Below are 21,096 nucleotides of genomic sequence, written 5' to 3' on the forward strand. Positions count from 1 at the left end.
AGCCTCCGCTCGCCGCGACTGGCTCGCGGCGAGCGGGCCTGCCTCACCCCTTCAACCCGAGCAGCTTCTTCGCCGTGCGCGACAGGTCCTTGTCCATCGCGGCCTCGGGGATGTCGAGCAGGGCCGTCGCCACCACCTTCCCCGCGCCGTGCGTGTTCTCGCCGGCGAGCTTCAGGTACGTGCCGAAGCGGGCGAGCCGCTCGGGGTGCGAGCGCGCCACCTCCACCCGGGCGAGCAGCGCCTGGGACAGCGCCGCCTTCGGGAACTTCTCGAACAGGTTTCGCAGCGCCTGTCGCTCCATCGCCTCCGGCCGCGTCTCCGCCAGGCGCACGGCCGGCTCGAGCATCGCCAGCCCGAAGGTCTTCAGCGCGGTGGACACCACGTTGGGCTTCCAGCCGTCCACGAACGCGGAGAGCAGCGCCTCCGCCCCGCGCACGTCCCCGAGCACCCCCAGGGCATACACGGCCGCCTTCGCCCCTTCGTCGTCCGTGTCGCGCTCCTCCACGGCGTGGACGAAGCGGTCCAGCACCTCGGTGTCCCCCAGCCACGCGAGCGCCATGGCCGCGCGACGTCGCACGTCCTGCGACGCGTCTCCGTAGAACACCTGCCGCAGCACCGGCCACGCCTGCGTCAGTCCCAGGCCCTCCAGTTGGTCCACCGCCGCTTGTCGGCCCTCGCGGCTCGACTCCGTCAGCGCGCGCTGCGCGAAGGGCCGCAGCCGCTCCTGCCGCTCGCGTGCGAGGCGCGCCACCGCCTCCGGCCCCTTCTCCCGCGCCTGCACGTCGTCGAGCACCTCGCGCACATAGAGCCCGAGCCCGCTGTCATGCCGCCTGCGCGACAGGCCTTCCAGCAACACCCGCGCCTCGGGTCCACCCAGCTGCCCCAGCACCTGGACGGCCGTGCGATGCACCCGGTGGCTGTGATGCTCGGCCAGGGCGCGCTTCACCACCTCCAGCGCCCGCTCCCGGGGACAGGCCGTCACCGCGCGCACCACGAAGGTGCTCGCCGCGCCGTCGCTCCACGCGGGATACAGCGACTCCAGCAGCGTGTCCGTGCCCAGGCCCGCGTAGTGGTGCGCGGCGTGCGCCGCGGCCTCGTAGCGCGTCAGCTCCCCGCGAGCGCGCCTCCTCAAGGCCTCGCCCGGAAGCAGCGGCGCCTCGGGCTTGCGGATGCGGATGCTCGGGTGCGTGGGCACCGGCTCCAGCGCGCCCGCCTCCACCTGCACCGCGCCCGCCAGCCGCACCAGGGCGATGCCCAGCACCTGGTACACCTTGATGAAGTCCTCCAGCCGCTCCGCGGGGTCCGCACGCCGCGCCAGCGCCTCCAGGAGCGCCCCGGGCTTCTCCAACCCGAGCTCCCGCAGCCGCGCCACCAGGGGCTCCACCGCGCGAGGCGACACCGAGGGCAGCCCGTTCGAGAACCGCTCCGCCAGCTCGTCGCGCACCTCCGCCAACGCGATGGCCGCCGGGGACGCGCCCGCCGCGCGCGCCGCCTCCGCCCAACCTCCGCGTGGCACCGCGACTGGCGCCTCGACCCGCGCGCTCCGCCGTCCGCGCCGAGGCTCCTCGGGTGACTCCTGCTGTCCCAGGCCGCGCAGCTCCAGGCCCTCGGAGGTCTCCACCAGGACCGCGAGCGGGAACAGCGTGGGCAGCGCGGCCTCCAGCCCCACGTTGCCCAGCACCACCTTCAGCGTGGCCCCCTCCAGGGCCGCGGACAGGGGCTCGTCGAGCCGCGTGTCCGCCGGGAGGAACAGCCCCCGGTCTCCGGAGTCCACGAGCTGCGAGCGCTGCCCGCTCGCCAGCAGCGTCTGCACCCGCAGCGCCACCGGGAGCAGCTCCGGCGCGAACACGTCCTTGCGGTGCTCCTGGAAGGCCGCCAGCGCCGCGCCCACGTCCGGCAGCGCCACCTCGATGAGCCGCCGCAGCGCCGCGCCGCCCAGGTCCCGCGTCTTCTCCGCGCCCTCCAGGTCCAGCCGCACGGGCGCGAAGCCGGGATACCGGCCGCCCTTCGCGCCCTCCAGCACCGTGCCCGCGTGACTGCGCTTGGGCTCCACGCTGCGCAGGAACGCGGGGAGGATCTGCTTCTCCGCGTAGTGCGCACCCGTGCCCAGGTCGATGAAGCGGCTCTCGCGGATGACGAAGTTGTCGGGCGTGGAGCGCGTGGTGAACGCGTACTCCAGCAACCGCAGCCCCTCGACGGGCGCGCGGTCCTTCTTCGTCCACGTCTTGCCGATGAGCTCCTCGACGTAGCGGTCCTCCAGCGCCTCGCCGCCCAGGTGCTTCTCCACCTTGCGCGCGGTGAGCAGCATGTCCGCCATCAAGTCCGTGAAGACGGGAGGCTCGAACGCCCCGGTGCGCGCCGCCGCCTGCTCCAAGAGCCCCGCCACCTCCACCGCGCGCGCCGCGAGCCTGCGCAGCCCGTTCGCGCGCAGCGCCTCGCCCAGCGCGCGCACCTGCGCGGCCCGGTCCTCGGACAACGCGGCCACCCCGGACAGTCCCAGCTCGCGCACCAGCGTGGACACCTGCGCCACGCCGGACCTCATCAGCTCGGCCGTCTGCGTCTTGCCCTTCTTCACGCTCTTCTTCGCGGGGCCGCCCGCGCCCGTGGGCGCCGTGTCGGTGGTGACGAAGGCGTCGGGCGCGCGAGACCACGCCACCAGCAGCGCCGCCGCGTGCTTGCAGAACGGCCGCGAGCGCGCCGCCATGCACGAGCACTTCCCCTTCACCTCGTGCCCGTCGCCGAACACCAGGGACACCTTGTACGGCGAGGCCCCGGAGCCCGACGCGTTCGCGAACAGCCGGTTCTCGAAGCGCGACAGGTGCGTGAGCTGCTTGTCGTCGAAGATGCGCGCGCCCTTCGACAGCTCGTCGCGGTCGCGGATGATGTCCGTCAGGGCCCCCATGCCCGGGGCCAGCCTTCGCACCTCAACCATGGCGAGTCTCCTTGTCGGCGTCGAGCAGGGACGTCAGGTCCTGGTTCCGCATCACCCGCTCCACCACGTCCACCAGCCTGCGAGGCGTGCAGCCGAAGCACGGGATGCCCATCGCGGTGAGCTTCTCCGCCATCACCGGGTCGTACGAGGGCCTGCCCCCGTCCGACAGCGCCAGCAGGCACAGCACCTTCGCCCGCGAGTCCACCAGCTGCCGCAGCCGCGCCACCAGTTCCTGGGCGTCGCCGCCCTCGCACAAGTCGGTAATCAGGATGAAGAGCGTCTTCTCCGGGCGCTCCACGTAATGCGTCTGCGCATATGCCACCGCCCGGTTGATGTCCGTGCCTCCGCCGAGCTGCGCGCTGAAGAGCACCTCCACCGGGTCCGACAGCACGGGCGTCATGTCCACCACCTCGGTGTCGAACAGGATGAGCCGCGTGCGCAGCACCTCCAGCGACGCGAAGATGGCCGCCATCACCGAGCTGTACACCACGCTCTCCGCCATGGAGCCGGACTGGTCCACCACCAGCGTCACGTCCCACTCGTGGTGACGGCGCTGGTTGGGCCAGAAGTAGAAGCGCTCGGGGACGAGCCGCCGGTGCTCCGCGTCCCAGCCCTTCAGGTTCTGGCGAATCGTGCGCTTCCAGTCGATGTTGCGCGCAATCGGCAGCGGGCTCGTCCTGTCGCGCCTCAGCGCGCCGAACACCGCCGTGCGCACGGTGGACTCCAGCTTCTCGCGCAGTTGGTCCACCACCTCGCGGACGATCTGCCGCGCGAGCGCCTTGGCGTCCTCGGGGATGAGGCCGCGCGCGCTCACCAGCGTCGTCACCAGCTCCACGTTCTTCTCGAGGAAGGGCAGCGTCTCCGGCTCGAACAGGAGCTGGGTGAGGCCCTTCTTCTCGATGGCGTCCTTCTGGACGAGGGCAATCACGTCGTCGCGGAAGAAGCCGCGCAGCGCGCCCAGCCACTCGGGGATGTACGGCCGCGAGCCGGACGCTCCCGCGCTCTTCTCGCCGTAGACGAAGGACAGCGCGTCATCCAGCGCATCCAGCTCCGTCTCGCCCACGCCCACCGCGCTCGCGCCGGCGCCCAGCGCGTGCAGCGACGGACAGCTGCCCGTCTTCTCCGCGGCGGGGCCCAGCGCGAGCCGCCAGCGCAAGAGCGCCTCGCGGTCCTCCGGTGCCAGCTCCTTGGGGTCCACGCTCATAGCAGGTCATCCAGGTCGGCGAGCGCCTTGCCCAGCTCGGCGCTCATGTCCTTGAGCTTCTCGGTGTCCTTCTCCGCGAGAATCGTCTTCGCGGCCCGGCCCTTGTCTCCGAGCTGCCGCACCGCGACGACGTTCTCCAGGAGGTAGCGGCGCTCGGTGGGACCGAGCACGCCCAGTGCCCTCCTCAATACCGGGAGGGTCTGACGGAAGCGCTCGGGGTCCACGCTCGACAGGAACGCATCCAGCGCCCGCACCACCTCGCGGTTCTTCACCAGCACCAGCGCGTTGACGCGCAGGAAGCCCTCCAGCCACGACGCGCCCGCCTCGGGCTCCACCGCCAGCGACAAGCGCAGCCCCACCTCGCGAGCGACCTCCGACTCACTCAGCTCCTCGGCCAGGTACAACAGGCCGGTGGCCAGCCCCGACGTGGCCGGATGCACGACGGTGCTCGACATCAACCCGCGCGCTTCGGTGAGCCAGCCGGCCTTGTCCGCCAGGGGCTGCGCGAGCGCCACCTCGTGCAGCGTCCTCAGTGCCCCCATCACCGAGGGCACGGCGTCCTGGGCGCAGGCGCACGCATCGGACACGCGCAAGAGCGCGCGAGCGAAGGTCTTCTGGCACAGCGCCGCCACGGCCTCGTCGCCCAGCGCCGAATGGGTCCGCGAGGTGCCATAGGCCACGAGCCCCGACAGCGCCCGCGAGGCCGAGGCGAGCGAGGGCAGGTCCGCGTCCGTGGTCGCGTGGCCGTCACAGGCACGCAGGGCGGAGGCCATCGTCTGCGGGCAGCCGGTGATGACGGACTCCAGCAGCACCGCCGCCGCCGCGCCCGTGGACTTCGCGAGGGCCAGCTGGTCCTGGAGGACGCGCGTCGTCACCGCCTCGAGCGAGTCGCCGAGGACGATCTTCTCCACCAGCGCCACATCGGTGGACGGCGTCCACTGTGCCTGCCAGGACTCGCGCACGCGCGTCAGCGCGGCCTGTCCCCCCGCCTCCTGCGCCGTGGCCTTCTGCTGACCCGTGGCGGCGAGGCCCGCGTAGGGGATGCCCACCACGCGCAGGCGATGAAGGAAGATGGAGGAGCCGACCTCCACGGGGTTGTTCAGCCGCAGGGTGAAGGTCTCCGCGCTGTCGGTGCTCGGCAGTCGACGCGACTCGACCTCGCGCCAGAACTCCGCCTGCAGCGAGTTGCGGCCGATGCGGCTGGCCACCCGGCCCACCTGATGTCCGACGACGCTCTTCCACAGGAAGTCGTCGACGTGCGTCGCGTCCCCCCGACACAGCGTGGCCACGGTGGCCTCGCGCAGCTCGTCCAGGCCGGGGGCGCTCTTCTCGCGCAGGTCCGCGAGCGTCACCGCGAGCCGGTAGGCCTCCAGCACGTCGGACAGCGACGCGGTGAAGCCGCGCATGCGCAGGTGTCCCGCGAAGTCGATGAGCACCTCCAGCGTGGCTCGCCGGAAGTCGCACTGGGCCTCGTGGGCCTTCTGGTAGAAGTGCGGCGCGCGGTTGCCGGCGCCGTAGCCGAGCTGCTCGGACAGGCGCGGGAAGCTGTAGGGAATCACCGTCACCGCGCAGGGCACGGCGGTCGGGAGCTTCGCCTCCAGCGTCGGGTCCACGTCCCGGGCCAGGAAGGCCGCCACATGGGCCGCGCCCGCCACCACGGCGATGCGCTCCGGAGGCACGCCGCTCGCGATGACCTCCAACACCTGGCGCGCCATGAAGGCATCACGCCAGCGGTGGTAGTCCGGCCGAGGCCCCGCGTTGAGCACATCCGCCCAAGCGAGCAACACGGGCCGGAAGCCCTCGGGCGTCCAGTCAGGGGCCTCGAACATCGCCTCCCACAGCTCCTCGAACGAGCGATAGCCGCGCTCGCGAGCGAAGCGCTCGGTGAGCGGTTCCTCCATGCGCGCGCACGTGGACTCCGCGTCCTCCGAGGGCTCACCGTCGAGAGACACGGCTTCCACGTGACGGTCCACGCCCAGGCTGACGCCGACGGGGATGTCGATGAAGCGGGCGCGAGCGCCGTGGGCCTTCGCCCAGCGCAGGGCGGCGTATTCGGGCGAGTAGTCCGCGAAGGGCCACAGCGCGGAGCCCGGGGTGTCGTCGGTGCGGTAGCCGAGCAGGGCGATGGGCGGCTTCGTCTCCGCGTCGCACAGCACGTCCACCAGCTCCGAGGCATCGCAAGGGCCCTCGATGAGGACGACCTGGGGCTTCACGTGGTCGAGCCAGCGCGTGAGCACGGCGGTGGTGCGCGGCGAGTGGTGGCGCACCGGGAACAGGTGGGCGCCGAGGAGCAGGTCCAGGTCCATCAGCCCCTCAGGAGCTTCTTGCTGGCGGAGTACAGCTCCTTCCACGCGCCGGGGCGGCCCTTGGCCACGGTCTCCATGTACTCGCGCAGGGCCTTCACGTCGTCGGCCTGCTCCTTCACCACCGCGCCCACGAGCGAGGCGGCCAGCTCCTGCGCGGTGACCTTCCCGCCGCCGAACTGCTGCGCGAGGATGGAGCTGTTGAAGAGGACGCTGATGGCCTCCGCGGTGGAGAGCACGGCGCCCGGGGTGCGGACCTTCGTCTTGCCGTCCTTCGTCACGCCCTCGCGCAGCTCCTGGAAGAGCGTGAGCAGCATGCGTGACAGCTCCTCGGTGGGCGGCACGCCGACCTGATAGTCATTGCGCAGCTCGGCCTCGCGCTTCGTGACGATTTGAATCTCCTGCTCCAGGTCGTCGACGATGGGGACGGTGACGAAGTTGAAGCGGCGCTTGAGGGCGGCGCTCATCTCGTTGACGCCGCGGTCGCGGGTGTTGGCGGTGGCGATGAGGTTGAAGCCGCGCTGCGCGCTGACGACTTCACCCAGCTCCGGGATGGAGACCTGCTTCTCGGAGAGGAGGGAGATGAGGGCGTCCTGAATCTCCGGCGAGGTGCGCGTCACCTCCTCGAAGCGGGCGAACTTGCCGGTGCGCATGGCGCGCAGGACGGGGGAGGGGACCAGGGCCTCGGGGGTGGGACCCTGCGCGAGCAGCAGGGCGTAGTTCCACGAGTACTTGAGGTGGTCCTCGCTGGTGCCAGCGGTGCCCTGGACGATGAGGGCGGAGGTGCCGCTGATGGCGGCGGAGAGGTGTTCGGAGAGCCAGCTCTTCGCGGTGCCGGGCTCGCCGACGAGCATCAGCGCGCGGTCGGACGCGAGCGTGGCGATGCAGACCTGGATGAGGCCCCGGTCGCCCACGTACTTGGGCGTGATGGTGACGCCGCCCACGGGCTTGGGGCTCCCGAGGATGTAGGCCTCCACGGCGCGCGGCGACAGGGCCCACCCGGGAGGGCGAGGCTTGTCGTCGTGGGCGGCGAGGGCTTCCAGCTCACTGCTGAACTTCGCTTCGGCGGGCAGTCGGATGTCCGGCATGCGTGAAAGCTACCGGCCCGGTCTGACACGCCACGCTCCGTCAGGTTGTCTCGTCTGTGACTCGAAAACCCACCTCCCGGGGCGTCCGCCCGCTCACTCCGCGCAGGGGAACGCGGTGTCCAGCGTGCGAGTCCCCTGCACCCCGGGGCCCGTCAGCGTGGCCACCACCTTCACGGTGGACGCGCACTGATACGTCAGCAGGAACGGCACCACCGTGACGCCGCCCTCCGCGAGCACGTGAAGCTCGCGCGTCTGCGCCGTCTTCCACGCGCGGCGCGAACCGGCCTCCGACTCCTCCTTCGGCGCGCTCGCCGTGAGCTTCAGCCGCAGCGGCTTGTCGCCCTCGTACGTGCCCTTCACCTTCACCAGCAGCACCGCGTCCACGTTCATCCCATACGGGTCGGAGGCCTCGTCCACCGCGACGAGGGCCCCCTTCGCCCGGTCGAACACGCGCAGCTCCACGCCCTCCAGCGTCACCGCCGGCGCGCTCGCGCTCCCCGCCATGGACGGCACCCACAGGACTCCCCCCAGCAACAACGCGCGCAGCTTCGTTCGCGGCGACATCCTCGCCTCCCAGGCTCACGACAGCGTGTCCGGCCACTGTACGTCAGCCCGCCCCCTCTCGCGCCCGGTCGGCGGCCGTGTGGACATGCCCTGGCCCGTCGCTTCGTCGCTCGCTCTGCATTCCCACAAGGCCGTGCCCAGCCTGCGAAAGAAACCCCATCCCTGGAGACGCCCATGAACCCCTCCATCCCCTCCCAGATGAAGGCCGCCGCCATCGACCGTTTCGGCGGTCCCGAGGTGCTCGACACGCGCACCATCCCCGTTCCCCAGGTCGGTCCCGGTGAAGTGCTCATCCAGGTCGAGACCGCGGGCATCGGCCAGTGGGACCCCTCCGAGCGCGCGGGCGAGATGGAGGGCTACAAGCCGGGCAAGACGTCCTTCCCCCACGTCCTCGGCACGGATGGCTGCGGCACCGTCGCCGCCGTGGGGGACGGCGTGAAGAACCTGAAGGTCGGCGACAAGGTCTACGCCTTCGGCTTCCTCAACGACAAGGGCGGCTTCTACGCCGAATACACCGCGGTGAAGGCCAGCGACACCGCGCCCATCCCCAAGGGATTGAGCGCGGAGCAGGCGGGCGTCCTGGCGGCGGATGGCATCACCGCCCTGCAAGGCGTGGAGGACACGCTGAAGGTCGGCAAGGGCACCACGCTCCTCGTCTACGGCGCGAGCGGCGGCGTGGGACACCTCGCGGTGCAGCTGGCGAAGCGGCTCGGCGCGCGCGTGCTCGCGGTGGCCTCCGGCTCCGACGGCGTGGAGCTCTTGAAGAAGCTCGGCGCGGACAAGGTCGTGGACGGCCGCGCCGATGACGTCGTGAAGGCCGCGCGCGAGTTCGCGCCGGACGGCATCGACGCGGCGCTGGTGCTCGCGGGCGGCGACAAGACGAACCAGGCGCTCTCCTGCGTGAAGCCCGGAGGCCACATCGCCTACCCCAACGGCGTCGAGCCCGAGCCCAAGGGCAACGACGGCGTCAAGGTCTCCAGCTACAACGGCGAGGCCAACTCCCAGGTGCTCGCGCGGCTCAACAGCCTCATCGAGTCCGGCCCCTTCCACGTCGAGGTCTCCCAGGTCTTCCGCCTGGACGAGGCCCGCGACGCGCACGAGGCCGTGGGCAAGCACCACCTGGGCAAGCTCGCGCTGCGCATCCACTGACGCGCCACACCCGGGCCCCGCTTCCACGCGCGGGAAGCGGGGCCCGATTCCGTCACACGGGACGCGACGTCAGCGCGTCAGCTTGTCCGTGATGTCGATGGACGTGGGGCTCGAGGGCACGGCGAAGGTCTTCCCGTTGGCGGCCTGGAAGTCGAGCGACTTCAAGTTCACCGAGTAGACGAGCGGGTCCTGGTAGAACCGCACGTTGAGCACGTTGTGGGTGAGGTCCTTCACCACGGTCCACTGGGTGTAGTCGTCCTCTTCCTTCTGGGTGTTCTCGTTGAGGGCGCGCACGGTGCCTCGCGGGATGTCCACCGTGTTGAGCAGGTGGAAGGCGAGCGTGGTGGCCTCGGCGGCGTTGGCGACGGGGCGCGCGAAGTTCTTGAGGTACGTGGTGCGCACGAAGCGGGACGGAGGCATCGGGTCTCCGGGCAGCCCGCGCAGGCCGCTGCCGTGGCCGGGCTGCGCGAAGCTCTCGCTGCCCAGCTCCACCTTCTTCGCGTCCCACGGGGACAGGCCCACGTACTCGCGCAGGTTCTTCAGCTGGAACGGGAAGGGCGGCGCGTTGGTGAGCACGGCGACGGGGTTGTCGTGCAGGTGCATCACGCCGTCGAGGAACTCCACCACCAGGCTGTTGCCCTGGGCGTCATGGATGGGGAAGTGCAGCGGCAGGTACTGCGCCAGCCAGTCCGACTCCCAGACCTGGGCCTCGCCCTTCTCGAGCGCCCCGCGCACCTCCGCGACGGTGGAGAAGTTCCCCAGCACCCAGCCGGCGAAGAACGCCAGCGACAGCGCCTTCGAGTTGTCGGTGACCTTCGGGTAGCGCGAGTCCGGCAGCCACAGGCACCCGGTGGAGAGCCCCTCCGTGTTCAGGCCATCGACGATGAAGGGCACGTCACCCTTTCCGGTGAGGCCCACGTAGCCGTACTTGGACGTCCATGACAGGCCGTTGGTGAGTCCCGAGGGCGAGGGCGAGGCGAACCTCGAGCCCGCGGCCCTGACGAGCAGCTTGGAGTCGAGGTCGACGCCGAACTCCATGCTGCGTCCATTGACCACGCTCTTATCCGAGGCGACGACGAGGAAGTCGGTGCACATGCCAGGCTCCTTGCGTGAGGTGGGGGAAACAGGGGTGACGCGGGCGGCCCTTGTGCACCGCTCGCGCCACGCACGCTCCTGTCAGCGAATCCGCGCGGTTGAAATCGCGCCCCGGTCGCGCTCCGGGTCCGCGTGTCGCCTACTGCACGCGAGCCGCCCGCGAGCCGCGTTCAGGCGGGAGACACCCGCGTCCGGCGCGGACGCGATGCGCGTGAACGGGCGGTTTCGGACACAGGGACATTCGTGCTGTGGTGCCCGCCATGTCGACCTCCCGAGTCGTGGTCATCGACCAGCATGCTCCCTCGCTGCGGGCCGCCTTCTGCGACTACGTGCCCCGGGTCTTCCGCACCGTGGACTTCAGGCGCTGGTGCGAGTGGGGCGAGTGGACCGACGACTACCGCGCGTTCAGCATCCTCGAGGACGGGCGCGTGGTGGCGAACGCGTCGGTGATGCGCATGTGCCTGCGCGTGGAGGGCCGCGACGTCACCGGCTATCAACTGGGCGCGGTGGGCTGTGTCCCCGAGCGCCGGGGGCACGGCCTCGCGCGCGTGGCGATGGAGGCGGCGCTGGAGGCCTGCGGCGACGCGCCGGTGATGCTGTTCGCGAACAAGACGGTGCTCGACTTCTATCCACGCTTCGGCTTCGCGCCGCGAGCACAAAGCCTGTTCGGCGTGGACCTCCCGGTGACACCATCGGCCGAGCCCGCGCCGACGCTGGAGCTGGCGGACCCCACGGTCCGTCAGGGATTGAGGACGCTCGCGAGGGAGGGCACGCCGCTGACGGAGCGCTTCGGCGCGCGGCGCCACGCGCGCATCGCGAGCTGGTACGCGGCGGCGAACTTCGCCCGGCCGCTGCGCCAACTGCGCGAGGACGCGTGGGTCTTCGCGGGCGTGGAGGACGGCGTGCTCCACCTCGACGACGTCTTCGCGGCCGAGGTGTTCGACCTGCGTCCATACCTGGGCCGACTGGTGGCCGAGCCCGTGAAGCAGGTCCAGTTCGGCTTCACGCCGGAGCGCTGGTGGCCGGACGCGCGCGTGCTCGGCGAGGACGACGACGCGGACCTGTTCGTGCGAGGGCTGTCCTTGCCCGAGGGACCGGACCGCTTCCCGGTGATGGCCAGGACGTGAGGCTCACGTCCCCGAGCGCGCGCCGAAGCGGCTGGGCGGCTGTCCCGTCCACCGACGGAAGGCGCGGGTGAACGTGCTCACGTCGGAGAAGCCGAGCAGGTACGCGATTTCGCTCACCGAGCGCCCGGGCTCGGAGAGATAGGACAGGGCCAGCGTGCGGCGCGTCTCCGCGAGCAGCTCGCGAAAGCCCGAGCCCGATTCCACCAGCTTGCGCTGCAGGCTGCGCGAGCTCATGTGCAGCCGCTCCGCCACCTTCTCCTGGGACGGCTCGCCCTGGGGCATCAGCTCCAGCAGCATCGCGCGCACCCGCGTCACCAGGTCCTGCCCCGCGTGCCTCGCCAGGTGCCGGGTGATGAGCTCGTCGTTGATGCGCGCCAGCTCCGGGTTCGCCCCCGGCAGCGTCACCTCGAACGGCGCCCGCTCGTACACCAGCACGTCCGCGTTGGCCCCGAACGTCACCTTGCACCGGAACAGCTTCTCGTACGGCCGCAGGTCCGAGGGCGCCTGCCGGCGCAGCAGCACCTCGCGCGGCGACAGCTCCCGCGTGTAGACGACCCGGCAGAAGCGCACCAGCAGGTACGCCACCGCGTCCGTCTCCTCCTCGCACAGGTGCGGCCCGTCGCCGCCGTCGAAGAGGATCACCTGATAGCAGTCCCCATCCCGCGTGAAGGCCGGCCGCAGCGCGTCCGACACCAGCGCCACCGCGTGCACCAGCCGCTCGAACGCCTCGCGCAGCGTGCTGGACGCGTTGAGCCGGTAGCCCACCGCGTGGAACGTCGTCGGGCTCACCTGCCGCGCCATCTCCAGCCCGATGGCCGGGTCCCCCGAGCTCTCCACCGCCAGCCGCCACAGCCGCGTCAGCCCCTCCTGCGGATAGCGCGCGTTGGCGTCACCGAGCAGCCCCGGATTCAACCCGGCCTTCACGAACAACCCGTGGGAGTCCAGGCCACGCAGCTCCAGCGTGCGATGGAGCGCGAGGGCCCAGCTCGTCAACATGGTCGCCGGAGAGCTCATGTTGTCGCCTTCGGCCAAGGGAATTGGCGCAATGGGGCAAGCGGTCCAGGGCCGCTCAGCGATACCTTGGCTTCCTCGGAATCCTGCCATGTCGGAGGTGAGGATGCTCAATCCCGCATCAGTGTGTCCTCTTGGTAACGCATTGCATCATGTCTGTCTGTAGACCAGTCCGAGCGTAGCCGTTCAAGGGCTCCACGCTTTTCCACCCCGCTCACATTCCTGCAGCCCTTTTTCCGTCGGCGGAGGTCCCCGCCGCGTTGGGTCGGCGTGTGCGTGGGGCCCCGCGGTTCGCGGCGTGGGATGGGCTCTCGCCGTGGTCGTCCCCCTGTCATCCCCCGAGGTCTGGCATCCCCATGACTCCCACGAGACTCAGAGGCATCCAGAAGTCCTTGCTGGCGGCGGCGGCGCTGCTCGCCGTCATGTCGCCCGGCTTCACCCCCGCGAGCGCGGCGCCGTCGTTCATCGCCTTCGAGAGTGGCCAGGTGCGCCCGCTGGCGTTGTCGCCGGACCGCACGCGGCTGTTCGCGGTGAACACGCCGGACAACAGCCTGTCCATCTTCACCGTGGGCGCCAATGGCCTGACGCTCCAGTCGCGCGTGCAGGTGGGCCTGGAGCCCATCGCCGTCGCCGCGCGCAATGACAATGAGGTCTGGGTGGTCAACCACCTGTCGGACAGCGTGAGCGTGGTGTCGCTCACGGGCACGCCGCGCGTGGTGCGCACGCTGCTGGTGGGGGACGAGCCGCGCGACATCGTCTTCGCGGGCACGGGGGGCCGGGCCTTCATCACCACGGCGCACCGCGGGCAGCACCGCACGCACGCGTCCATCGCGGCGGTGCCGGGCGCCGGAGACCCGAAGCTGACCACGCCGGGCGTGGGCCGCGCGGACGTCTGGGTGTTCGACCCGGCCAACCTGGGCACCTCGCTGGGCGGCACGCCCGTGCGCATCCTCAACTTCTTCGGTGACACCCCGCGCGCGCTGACGGTGAGCCCGGACAAGCAGACGGTGTACGCGGCCGTCTTCAAGTCGGGCAACCAGACGACGTCCATCCTGGAGGAGACCGTCTGTGAGGGCTTCAATCCCTACCTGCCCTGCCTGGTGAACGGCTCCATCTATCCGGGCGGCAGCCCCGGCCCCGCCACCAACCACGAGGGCATCCGCGCGCCCGAGGTGGCGCTCATCGTGAAGTACAACAACCAGGCCGGCAAGTGGCAGGACGAGCTGGGGCGCAACTGGAACAACGCGGTGCGCTTCCGGCTGCCGGACCAGGACGTCTTCGCGGTGGACGCGAACTCGCTGGGGCAGAAGGCGGCGTACTCGCAGGTGGGCACCACGCTGTTCAACATGGTGACCAACCCGGTGACGGGCACGGTGTACGTGTCCAACACGGAGGCCTTCAACCACGTGCGCTTCGAGGGCCCCGGCAACTACGGCGGCACCACGGTGCAGGGCCACCTGGCGGAGACGCGCATCACCGCCATCCTCGGCGGCAGCGTGCTGCCCCGGCACCTCAACAAACACCTGGACTACTCGAAGCTGGCCACGGACCCGGCCTTCGACCGGACGGCGAAGAACCACAGCCTGGCCACGCCGGTGGACATGGCGGTGAGCTCGGACGGGCGCACGCTGTATGTCGCCGCGTACAGCTCCAGCAAGGTGGGCGTGTTCGACACGCAGGCGCTGGAGGCGGACAGCTTCAATCCGCGGCTCAACAGCGCGGCCTACATCCCCGTCAGCGGCGGTGGCCCCAGCGGCCTCATCCTGGACGAGGCGCGCAATCGTCTCTACGTGCTGACCCGCTTCGACAACGCGGTGAAGGTCATCGACCTGGCCACGCGCGCGGAGCTGGGCAAGCAGGTGCTGCCCAACCCGGAGCCCGCCTCCGTGGTGCAGGGCCGCCCCATCCTCTACGACGCGGCGACGTTCTCCGCGAACGGCGAGGCCTCGTGCGCCAGCTGCCACATCTTCGGCGACATGGACGACCTGGCGTGGGACCTGGGCAACCCGGATGACGACGTGACGCAGAACCCGATTCCGGGGCGCCTGTTGGGCGCGGCGGAGCTGCTCAAGCCGCACATCAACGGCTCCGGCAACGTGGAGGACTTCCACCCGATGAAGGGCCCCATGACGACGCAGACGTTGCGCGGCATGGTGGTGTCGGGCCCGATGCACTGGCGCGGTGACCGCTCCACGGGCTTCTTCGGCACGTCGGGCACGGACCCCAACCTGTCGTTCATGAACTTCATCGTCGCGTTCGAGGGGCTCCTGGGCCGCTCCACCGCGCCCACGCAGGCGGAGATGCAACGCTTCACCGACTTCCAGCTGCAGGTGCAGCTGCCGCCCAACCCGGTGCGCAACCTGGACAACTCGCTCACGGCGGCGCAGCAGCGGGGCCTGGACTTCTACGCGGGCTCACGCCGCTCGGATGGCATCCCGTTCGGAGAGGGGCTGGGCTTCACGTGTGAGGGGTGTCACCGGCTGAGCCCGGCGCAGGGCTTCTACGGCACGGATGGCATGGCGAGCTTCGAGAACATCCCGCAGATTGTGAAGATTCCGCACCTGCGCAACATGTATCAGAAGGTCGGCATGTTCGGTAACCCGACGACGCCCTTCTTCCTGGCGCCGGACAGCGGCTGGCAGGGGGACCAGGTGCGTGGGTTTGGCTTCGTGCACGACGGCGCGGTGGACACCATGGCGCGTTTCCTGTCGGCCATCGTGTTCATCCCGAGCATCGGCGTGGGCTTCCCGCTGAACAACCCGGACGCCACGCGGCGGGACGTGGAGCAGCTGTTGCTCGCGTTCGACACGGACCTGGCGCCCATCGTCGGGCAGCAGGTGACCTTGACGAGCACCAACGCCTCGGCGGTGGGGCCGCGCATCGACCTGCTGTTGCAGCGCGCGCGCACGCCGTTCGCCTCGAAGATTCTGGGGACGGGCGTGACGGAGTGCGACCTCGTCGCGAAGGTGGCGTTGGGCGGGCGGGTGAAGGGCTTCCTCTTCAGTCCGTCGGGCAACGGCTTCATCCCGGATGACGGCACCACGGCGAGCGTGTCCGACGCGGCGCTGCGCAACTACGCGAAGACGGCGGGCCAGGAGGTCACCTACACCTGCGTGCCGCCGGGCTCGGGTCCGCGCATCGGCCTCAATCGCTGAGGAGTCAACACTTCGGACGCCCGCGAGAGCCCCGTGCCCTCGCGGGCGTTCGCGTTTGTATCAGCCGGAGTTCATGTCTGCAGTCGGGGTGCACGGTGTTTCCGTGACAGTGGTTGGATTGTCGTGGCGTTGCATTCCGAGAATGCAATGTTTCGCGAGACTCGGGTTGTCGTGGCTTTCGAGGTGGGTCGCGTGCAACCTGGGTCACATGCAAGCCAAGTGTATTCAGGTGGGGATGGGGTTGTTGTTGATGTGTGTGATGACGGCCTGTGGTTCGTCGGAGTCGAAGGGTGGGCCGGGCGCGGTGCAGCAGGAGGACGGGGGTGGGGTGGTGCCGGATGCGGGAGCGCCGGATGCGGGGGCGCCGGACTCGGGCACGCCGGATGCGGGCACGCCGGACGCGGGAGCGGACGGGGGCGTGGTGGAGGCGGGGCCGCCGTGTGAGAAGACGCACGGAGTCTGTGCCGGGGCGAAGCGCGCGAAGGTGGATGGCGTGTATGAGTCGGTGTGCACGGCGCTCTCCTATGGCGGGGATTACGAGGGGTCGGAGACGCGGTGTGATGGGTTGGACAATGACTGTGATGGGGTGACGGACCCGTCGAGCACGTCTCGGGTGGCGGCGCTGAGCGGCTCTGTGCACGGTGGGCTGGTGTCGAGCCTCCGGACGGAGACGGGGGTGTGGGTGGCGGTGCTGGATTCGGCGAGCGAGGCGCGCATCCTGCGATTGGATTCGAACCTGGTGCTCCAGGGGAGCTCGGGTGTGCCGTATCCGTGGACGCGCACGGGAGGGGCGGCGGCGCTGCCGAGGAGCGCGAGGTTGGTGCGCACGGCGGAGGGGCCCGCGCTGTACTACGCGACGACGGACGGGGCTTCGCCGCCGCTGCGGGCGTATCTGGTTCCGCTGGACGGGGAGGGGGCGCCAAGGACGGAGGGAGGGGGCGCGCTGGTGGAGTATCCGATGTTGGACCGGGAGTTCGACAGCTCGGAGTCGTTCGTGGCGGCGTCGCCGACGGGGGAGCGGGTGGTGGTGTTGTGGCGAGCCGGTTCGGAGCAGGCGCCGCCGCTGCAGGTGATGGGGAAGGTGACGGACGCGCGGGGGCAGGTGCTGGTGGCGCCGAAGGTGCTGTTCGAGAGCACGTCGGGAGGGACGCCGTATCCGGCGAGTGTGCTGTGGCTGCGCAATGGGGAGGTATTGGTGGCGATGGGGGAGTCGCAGTCGGGGGTGACGCAGGAGGTGGTGAGGGTGCGCCGGCTCGATGAGGCGTTGGAGCAGGTGGGGGAGGAGCGGGTGTTCACGGCCTCCGAGTCACCGATGCCGTTGTTGGTGGATCGGGGCGAGGCGGCGGGAGAGCCGCTGGTGTCGCCGGTGTTGGTGATGCGGGCGCGGGAGGCGCCGGACTTCCGTGCCCGGATTCAGGTGACGAGCAGCCTGTTCGAGGGCGGGATGCCCGCGACGTGGACGGAGGAGCCCGAGGGGTTCGTGCCGTGGTACGGCGCGCACGGTGGTGACGGAGTGGTTCAGCTGTCCTGGTTGTCGAAGGTGTATGACCAGGGCGAGGGCGGCGCGGCGAGGTTCTGGGGGCGACTGTGGGCGCAGGAGCCGGGAGTCGCGGCGGTGGAGCGGACGCCGGCGCTGGAGCCGATGTGGCTGACGGCGGAGGCGCAGTGGGTGTTGATGGAGAAGGTGGCGCCCCGGCGCATGGCGGCGATGTACATGGTGTCCACGGACGAGGGGCTGTTCCTGGACGCGGTCCGCTATTGCACGCAGTGAAGTCGTGAGGCGCGGGCCCCGCGAGACGCCGTGTCAGGCTTTCGCGGGGTTGCGGGTCATGGCGCAACCATGACTGGGTCGAATGCGCCGCGACGTGCGAAGCTGAGAAGCATGAATGCAAGGTGTTTGGGGATGGGCCTGGCCCTCCTGTTGGTGACAGTGGGGTGCGGGTCCTCCGGGTCGAAGGGGGATGCGGGCACGGTGGATGAGGACAGCGGCTCTCGGAAGGACGGCGGAGTTCCCGGGGAGGGAGGTCCGGCAGACGCGGGGCCCGGTGATGCAGGCACGGACCCGCTGGCCTGCGAGAAGCAGCACGGCGTCTGCGCGGGTGCGAAGCGCGCGATGGTGGATGGCGCGTACGAGCGGGAGTGCACGGCGCTCTCCTATGGCGCGGACTACGAGAGCGCGGAGACGCGCTGTGACGGGCTCGACAACGACTGCGATGGCGTGACGGACCCGTCGTTCGCGTCGCGCGTCATGAACGTGGACGGCCCCTATGCGAGAGCCCCCTCCATTCTCAAGACGGACCACGGCGTCTTCGTCTCCTGGGAGTACCCTGGGATTCGGGTCCTGCGCTTGAACACCGACCTGGTGCTTCAGGAAGCCGTGACCGTGCCGCTGCCCTGGGAGCGCGAAGAGGGGCAGACGCAAGTCATCCGTCGTTCGACCCTGGTGCGCACCCACGAGGGGATGGCCTTGGTCTACGCCACCATGGCTTCGGGTAACAGGCCACCGCTTCGCGCGTATCTCGTCCCACTCGATGACCAAGGTGTACCGAAGACAGGGCCTGAGGGAGAGTCGCGGGAGGCCTCTCTCCTTGAGTGGCAGGGCGATGGGCGTTCACCTCGGATGGCGACGTCTCCCCGGGGAGACAGGGTGGTGGTGGTCTGGCTTACCGGGACCGAGCAGACACCTCCGTTCCAGGTGATGGGAACGGTGACGGACCTCCAGGGGCGGGTGCTCGTCGCGCCAAAGGTGCTCTTCACGAGCTCCGAGGGCAAGCAGCCATGGCTCAATGGCGTCCTCGTGCTGCGCAACGAAGAGGTCCTGGTTTCCATGAACGAGGAAGCCCATGCGATGAGCGGCGACACCGTGCGGCTGCGCCGCTTCGACACCCACCTGGACCCGGTGGGCGACGAGCGCTCCTTCGAACTCGCCTATGGCTCGGGGCCCCGACTGGTGGATCTGGGGGCTGCGCGTGGAGGCCCGCTGGAGTCTCCGGTGTTGCTGATGCGCTCGCGAGTGGGACCGCCGTGGGTCACCCAGGTGCAAGTGGTCCAGAACCTCTTCGACGGAGGGGTGCCGCAGACCTGGACCGAAGTACCCACGCCCCAGGTCGTCTGGTACGGCGCGCTCGCGGACGAAGGCACGCTGCGGCTGGCGTGGCTCTCCGAGTACAAGGACCACGAGGCGCCGTCTCCCGGCGGCGACCCGATGCTCGGCTGGACCGCGCGCCTGTGGACCCAGGATGAGGGAGATTCGCCGGTGGACCGCACACCGGGCCTGGAGGACCTGCCACTGCATCGTTACGCCCAGTGGGTCCTGATGGAGAAGCTCGCCCCCCGCCGCGTGGGCGCGCTCTACATGACGTCCACGGTGGAGGGCAGCTTCCTGGACGCGGTCCGCTACTGCACGCCGTGACGCCCGTCCTGTCCTGACGGGCCCTACGTCGTTCGCCCCCGCTGTGCGCGTCGCCGCAGGTAGTTCTTGAGGAACGCCTGCACGGCGGGGTGCTGGGACTCACGGAAGGAGTCCGGCGGGCCGTACTCGACGATCCTCCCCTCGTGCATCAGCGCCAGGTGGTCCGCCATGCCGAACGCCGACGCCACGTCCGGCGTAATCACCAACGACGTGGCGCCCAACTGCTGCTTGCCCGTGAAGATGATTTCATTCACCGACGCCGTCGTGAGCGGGTCCAGACCGGCGGTGGGGTCGTCGTAGAGCAGGATCTTCGGCTGCAGGATGGCCGCGCGCGCGAAGCCCACGCGCTTCTGCATGCCGCCCGACAGCTCCCCCGGGAACCGCGTGGTGGCATGCGACAGCCCCACCATCGCCAACGTCTTGTCCACCGTCTGCCGGATCTCCTCCTCCGACATCTTCGTGCGCTCCCGCAACGGGAACGCCACGTTGTCGTAGACGTTCAGCGAGTCGAACAGGGCATTCGCCTGGAAGAGGACCCCCTGCTGGCGACGCATCTGGTTCAGCGTCGCCTCGTCCATCTTCGCGACCTCGTCCCCGTACACCTTCACGAAGCCCCGGTCCGGCTTCATCAGCCCCATGATGTGCTTCATCAGCACCGACTTGCCGGAGCCCGACACCCCCATCAGCACGCACGTCGTGCCCTCGGGCACCTCCAGGTTCACGCCCCTCAGCGCGGCGTTGTCCCCGAAGGTCTTGTGCAGGTCCTTCACCTCGATGACCAGCTTCGCCGACGCCTGTCCGCCCGAGTCACTCATCGCACCCCACCTTAGTGCCCCACCGCCCCTCCGTCCCCCGGAACCACCCTTCGCTCGATAGTCGACGCCTCGGACAGTCAAGTCTGTTTATTCAGTTTATTCTGGATATGAGGTCGGGGAGGCCGCACAGGCCCAACCCCTCACCCTTCCGAGAGCCATGAAGACGAGAACGCTGGGAGTCATCGCAGGAGCCTCGCTGGTGTCGTTCGCGCTGGTCGCCCACGCCGCGCCGCTGTTCCGCAACACGGGGACGCTGGCCGGGTGGAGCTCGGTGAACCGGGAGCACCAGGGCTCGGTGAACGAGGTGACGAACGTCACCTACGAAGGAGGCACGGCGCTCAAGATGACGCAGATTCACGACGCGTCGTACGGCGGGCGCTACCACTCGGAGGTGATGCGCACCAACGTGTACCGCCGCGGCGACACCGGCTTCTACGGCTTCGCCTTCCGGCTGCAGCAGGACTGGCAGTTCCAGCCGCAGTCCTACAACATCGCGCAGTTCATCGCGGACTTCTCCGACACCGGCTGCGACGACTACATGCCGTCCAGCATGGTGTGGATTTCCGGCAACCAGCTCTTCACGCGGGTGAAGCAGGGCACCATCTGCAACCAGAAGACGGTGACCTTCGGCAACCTGGCCACGGTGTCGGCCGGGGTGTGGCACAAGATTGTCATCCAGGCGAAGTGGGCGAGCGACGGCACGGGCTTCTACAAGCTGTGGTTCGACGGCGTGAAGGTGCTCGAGCAGTACAACCTCAACACCACCATCGCCGACGACCGCTACTTCCAGTTCCGCGTTGGCCTGTATGCCAATGGCTGGTACGACGACGGCTACATGCAGGGCAGCCAGCCCAACCGCAGCATCTGGTTCGACGAGATTGGCGTCGGCACCACCTTCGCCGACGCCGACCCCGCCCAGTGGTAGTCCGTGACGAGGACCCGGCGGCGAACAGCCCCGCCGGGCCCGTCACCTGACGCCAAGGCCGCGCGCTCGAGGGAAGCTCGACCGTGTACGTCTCCACGTCCGTGCGCTGCCCCAGTGGGAGTTCCAGACCCCGCGCGTGAAGTCACTGGCGAGCGGCTCCGTCCCGTCGCCGTTGGACGTGGTGCGGTGGCGCGCCAGCGTGGAGCTGTTCGGGTTCGCCTGGCGCGGTAGGCTTCTGGCCATGGTGCGTCCTGAAGGACGAGAAAGAGGAGCACGTCCATGCTCCACCAGACCTGCGGGTGAGAGTCCCGTCCGG

General features: G+C 69.9%; 14 protein-coding genes. 6 read left to right on the forward strand and 8 right to left on the reverse strand.

Features of this window, described 5'->3' with window-relative positions; translation table 11 throughout:
• Positions 1-43 precede the first annotated feature (43 nt).
• From K8625_RS42110 to K8625_RS42130, 5 genes are all read right to left on the reverse strand, one after another.
• Entirely contained in the window at positions 44-2,932 is a 2,889-nt protein-coding gene (locus K8625_RS42110; protein ID WP_223785893.1) for a HEAT repeat domain-containing protein, read from the reverse strand.
• Positions 2,925-4,136, reverse strand: a complete 1,212-nt coding sequence (locus tag K8625_RS42115; protein ID WP_223785894.1) for a VWA domain-containing protein — start codon at positions 4,134-4,136, stop codon at positions 2,925-2,927. The genes K8625_RS42110 and K8625_RS42115 overlap by 8 nt, the downstream gene beginning before the upstream one ends.
• Positions 4,133-6,442 (reverse strand): DUF5682 family protein, encoded by a 2,310-nt coding sequence (locus tag K8625_RS42120; RefSeq protein WP_223785895.1) that lies wholly within the window; start codon positions 6,440-6,442, stop codon positions 4,133-4,135. The genes K8625_RS42115 and K8625_RS42120 overlap by 4 nt, the downstream gene beginning before the upstream one ends.
• A complete protein-coding gene (locus K8625_RS42125; protein ID WP_141325968.1) occupies positions 6,442-7,527 on the reverse strand; it encodes an AAA family ATPase in 1,086 nt (361 codons plus the stop codon). The genes K8625_RS42120 and K8625_RS42125 overlap by 1 nt, the downstream gene beginning before the upstream one ends.
• A gap of 93 nt (positions 7,528-7,620) precedes the next feature.
• Positions 7,621-8,091 carry a hypothetical protein gene (locus tag K8625_RS42130; protein ID WP_223750885.1) on the reverse strand — a complete coding sequence of 157 codons (471 nt, stop codon included), beginning with the start codon at positions 8,089-8,091 and terminating at the stop codon, positions 7,621-7,623.
• Between the two features lie 174 nt (positions 8,092-8,265).
• Here K8625_RS42130 and K8625_RS42135 point away from each other — a divergent pair, with 174 nt between their 5' ends.
• Entirely contained in the window at positions 8,266-9,240 is a 975-nt protein-coding gene (locus K8625_RS42135; RefSeq protein WP_223785896.1) for an NADP-dependent oxidoreductase, read from the forward strand.
• Between the two features lie 69 nt (positions 9,241-9,309).
• On the opposite strand, the gene K8625_RS42140 is transcribed toward K8625_RS42135, so the two are convergent.
• On the reverse strand, positions 9,310-10,335 hold the full coding sequence (locus K8625_RS42140) for a linear amide C-N hydrolase (RefSeq protein ID WP_223785897.1): 1,026 nt from the start codon (positions 10,333-10,335) through the stop codon (positions 9,310-9,312).
• Between the two features lie 260 nt (positions 10,336-10,595).
• Between K8625_RS42140 and K8625_RS42145 the strand changes: the two genes are divergently transcribed.
• Complete coding sequence (locus K8625_RS42145) at positions 10,596-11,462, forward strand: GNAT family N-acetyltransferase (RefSeq protein WP_223785898.1); 867 nt, start codon at positions 10,596-10,598, stop codon at positions 11,460-11,462.
• A gap of 3 nt (positions 11,463-11,465) precedes the next feature.
• Here K8625_RS42145 and K8625_RS42150 read toward each other — a convergent pair whose 3' ends face one another.
• Complete coding sequence (locus tag K8625_RS42150) at positions 11,466-12,476, reverse strand: AraC family transcriptional regulator (RefSeq protein WP_223750890.1); 1,011 nt, start codon at positions 12,474-12,476, stop codon at positions 11,466-11,468.
• Between the two features lie 353 nt (positions 12,477-12,829).
• Here K8625_RS42150 and K8625_RS42155 point away from each other — a divergent pair, with 353 nt between their 5' ends.
• The 3 genes from K8625_RS42155 to K8625_RS42165 all read left to right on the forward strand — a co-directional run bounded on the left by K8625_RS42155 (position 12,830) and on the right by K8625_RS42165 (position 19,040).
• Positions 12,830-15,628 carry a YncE family protein gene (locus tag K8625_RS42155; protein WP_223785899.1) on the forward strand — a complete coding sequence of 933 codons (2,799 nt, stop codon included), beginning with the start codon at positions 12,830-12,832 and terminating at the stop codon, positions 15,626-15,628.
• A 208-nt stretch (positions 15,629-15,836) separates the two neighbouring features.
• Positions 15,837-17,399 carry a putative metal-binding motif-containing protein gene (locus K8625_RS42160; RefSeq protein WP_223785902.1) on the forward strand — a complete coding sequence of 521 codons (1,563 nt, stop codon included), beginning with the start codon at positions 15,837-15,839 and terminating at the stop codon, positions 17,397-17,399.
• Positions 17,400-17,531: 132 nt separating this feature from the next.
• Positions 17,532-19,040 (forward strand): putative metal-binding motif-containing protein, encoded by a 1,509-nt coding sequence (locus tag K8625_RS42165; RefSeq protein ID WP_223785900.1) that lies wholly within the window; start codon positions 17,532-17,534, stop codon positions 19,038-19,040.
• A gap of 23 nt (positions 19,041-19,063) precedes the next feature.
• Here the strand turns inward: K8625_RS42165 and K8625_RS42170 are convergent, their stop codons facing one another.
• Complete coding sequence (locus K8625_RS42170; RefSeq protein WP_223785901.1) at positions 19,064-19,855, reverse strand: ABC transporter ATP-binding protein; 792 nt, start codon at positions 19,853-19,855, stop codon at positions 19,064-19,066.
• A 157-nt stretch (positions 19,856-20,012) separates the two neighbouring features.
• Here K8625_RS42170 and K8625_RS42175 point away from each other — a divergent pair, with 157 nt between their 5' ends.
• Positions 20,013-20,780, forward strand: a complete 768-nt coding sequence (locus tag K8625_RS42175; protein ID WP_223750895.1) for a polysaccharide lyase — start codon at positions 20,013-20,015, stop codon at positions 20,778-20,780.
• Positions 20,781-21,096 lie beyond the last annotated feature (316 nt).

Origin of the sequence: Myxococcus sp. AS-1-15, assembly GCF_020037055.1 — a bacterium.
Lineage (GTDB): Bacteria > Myxococcota > Myxococcia > Myxococcales > Myxococcaceae > Myxococcus > Myxococcus fulvus.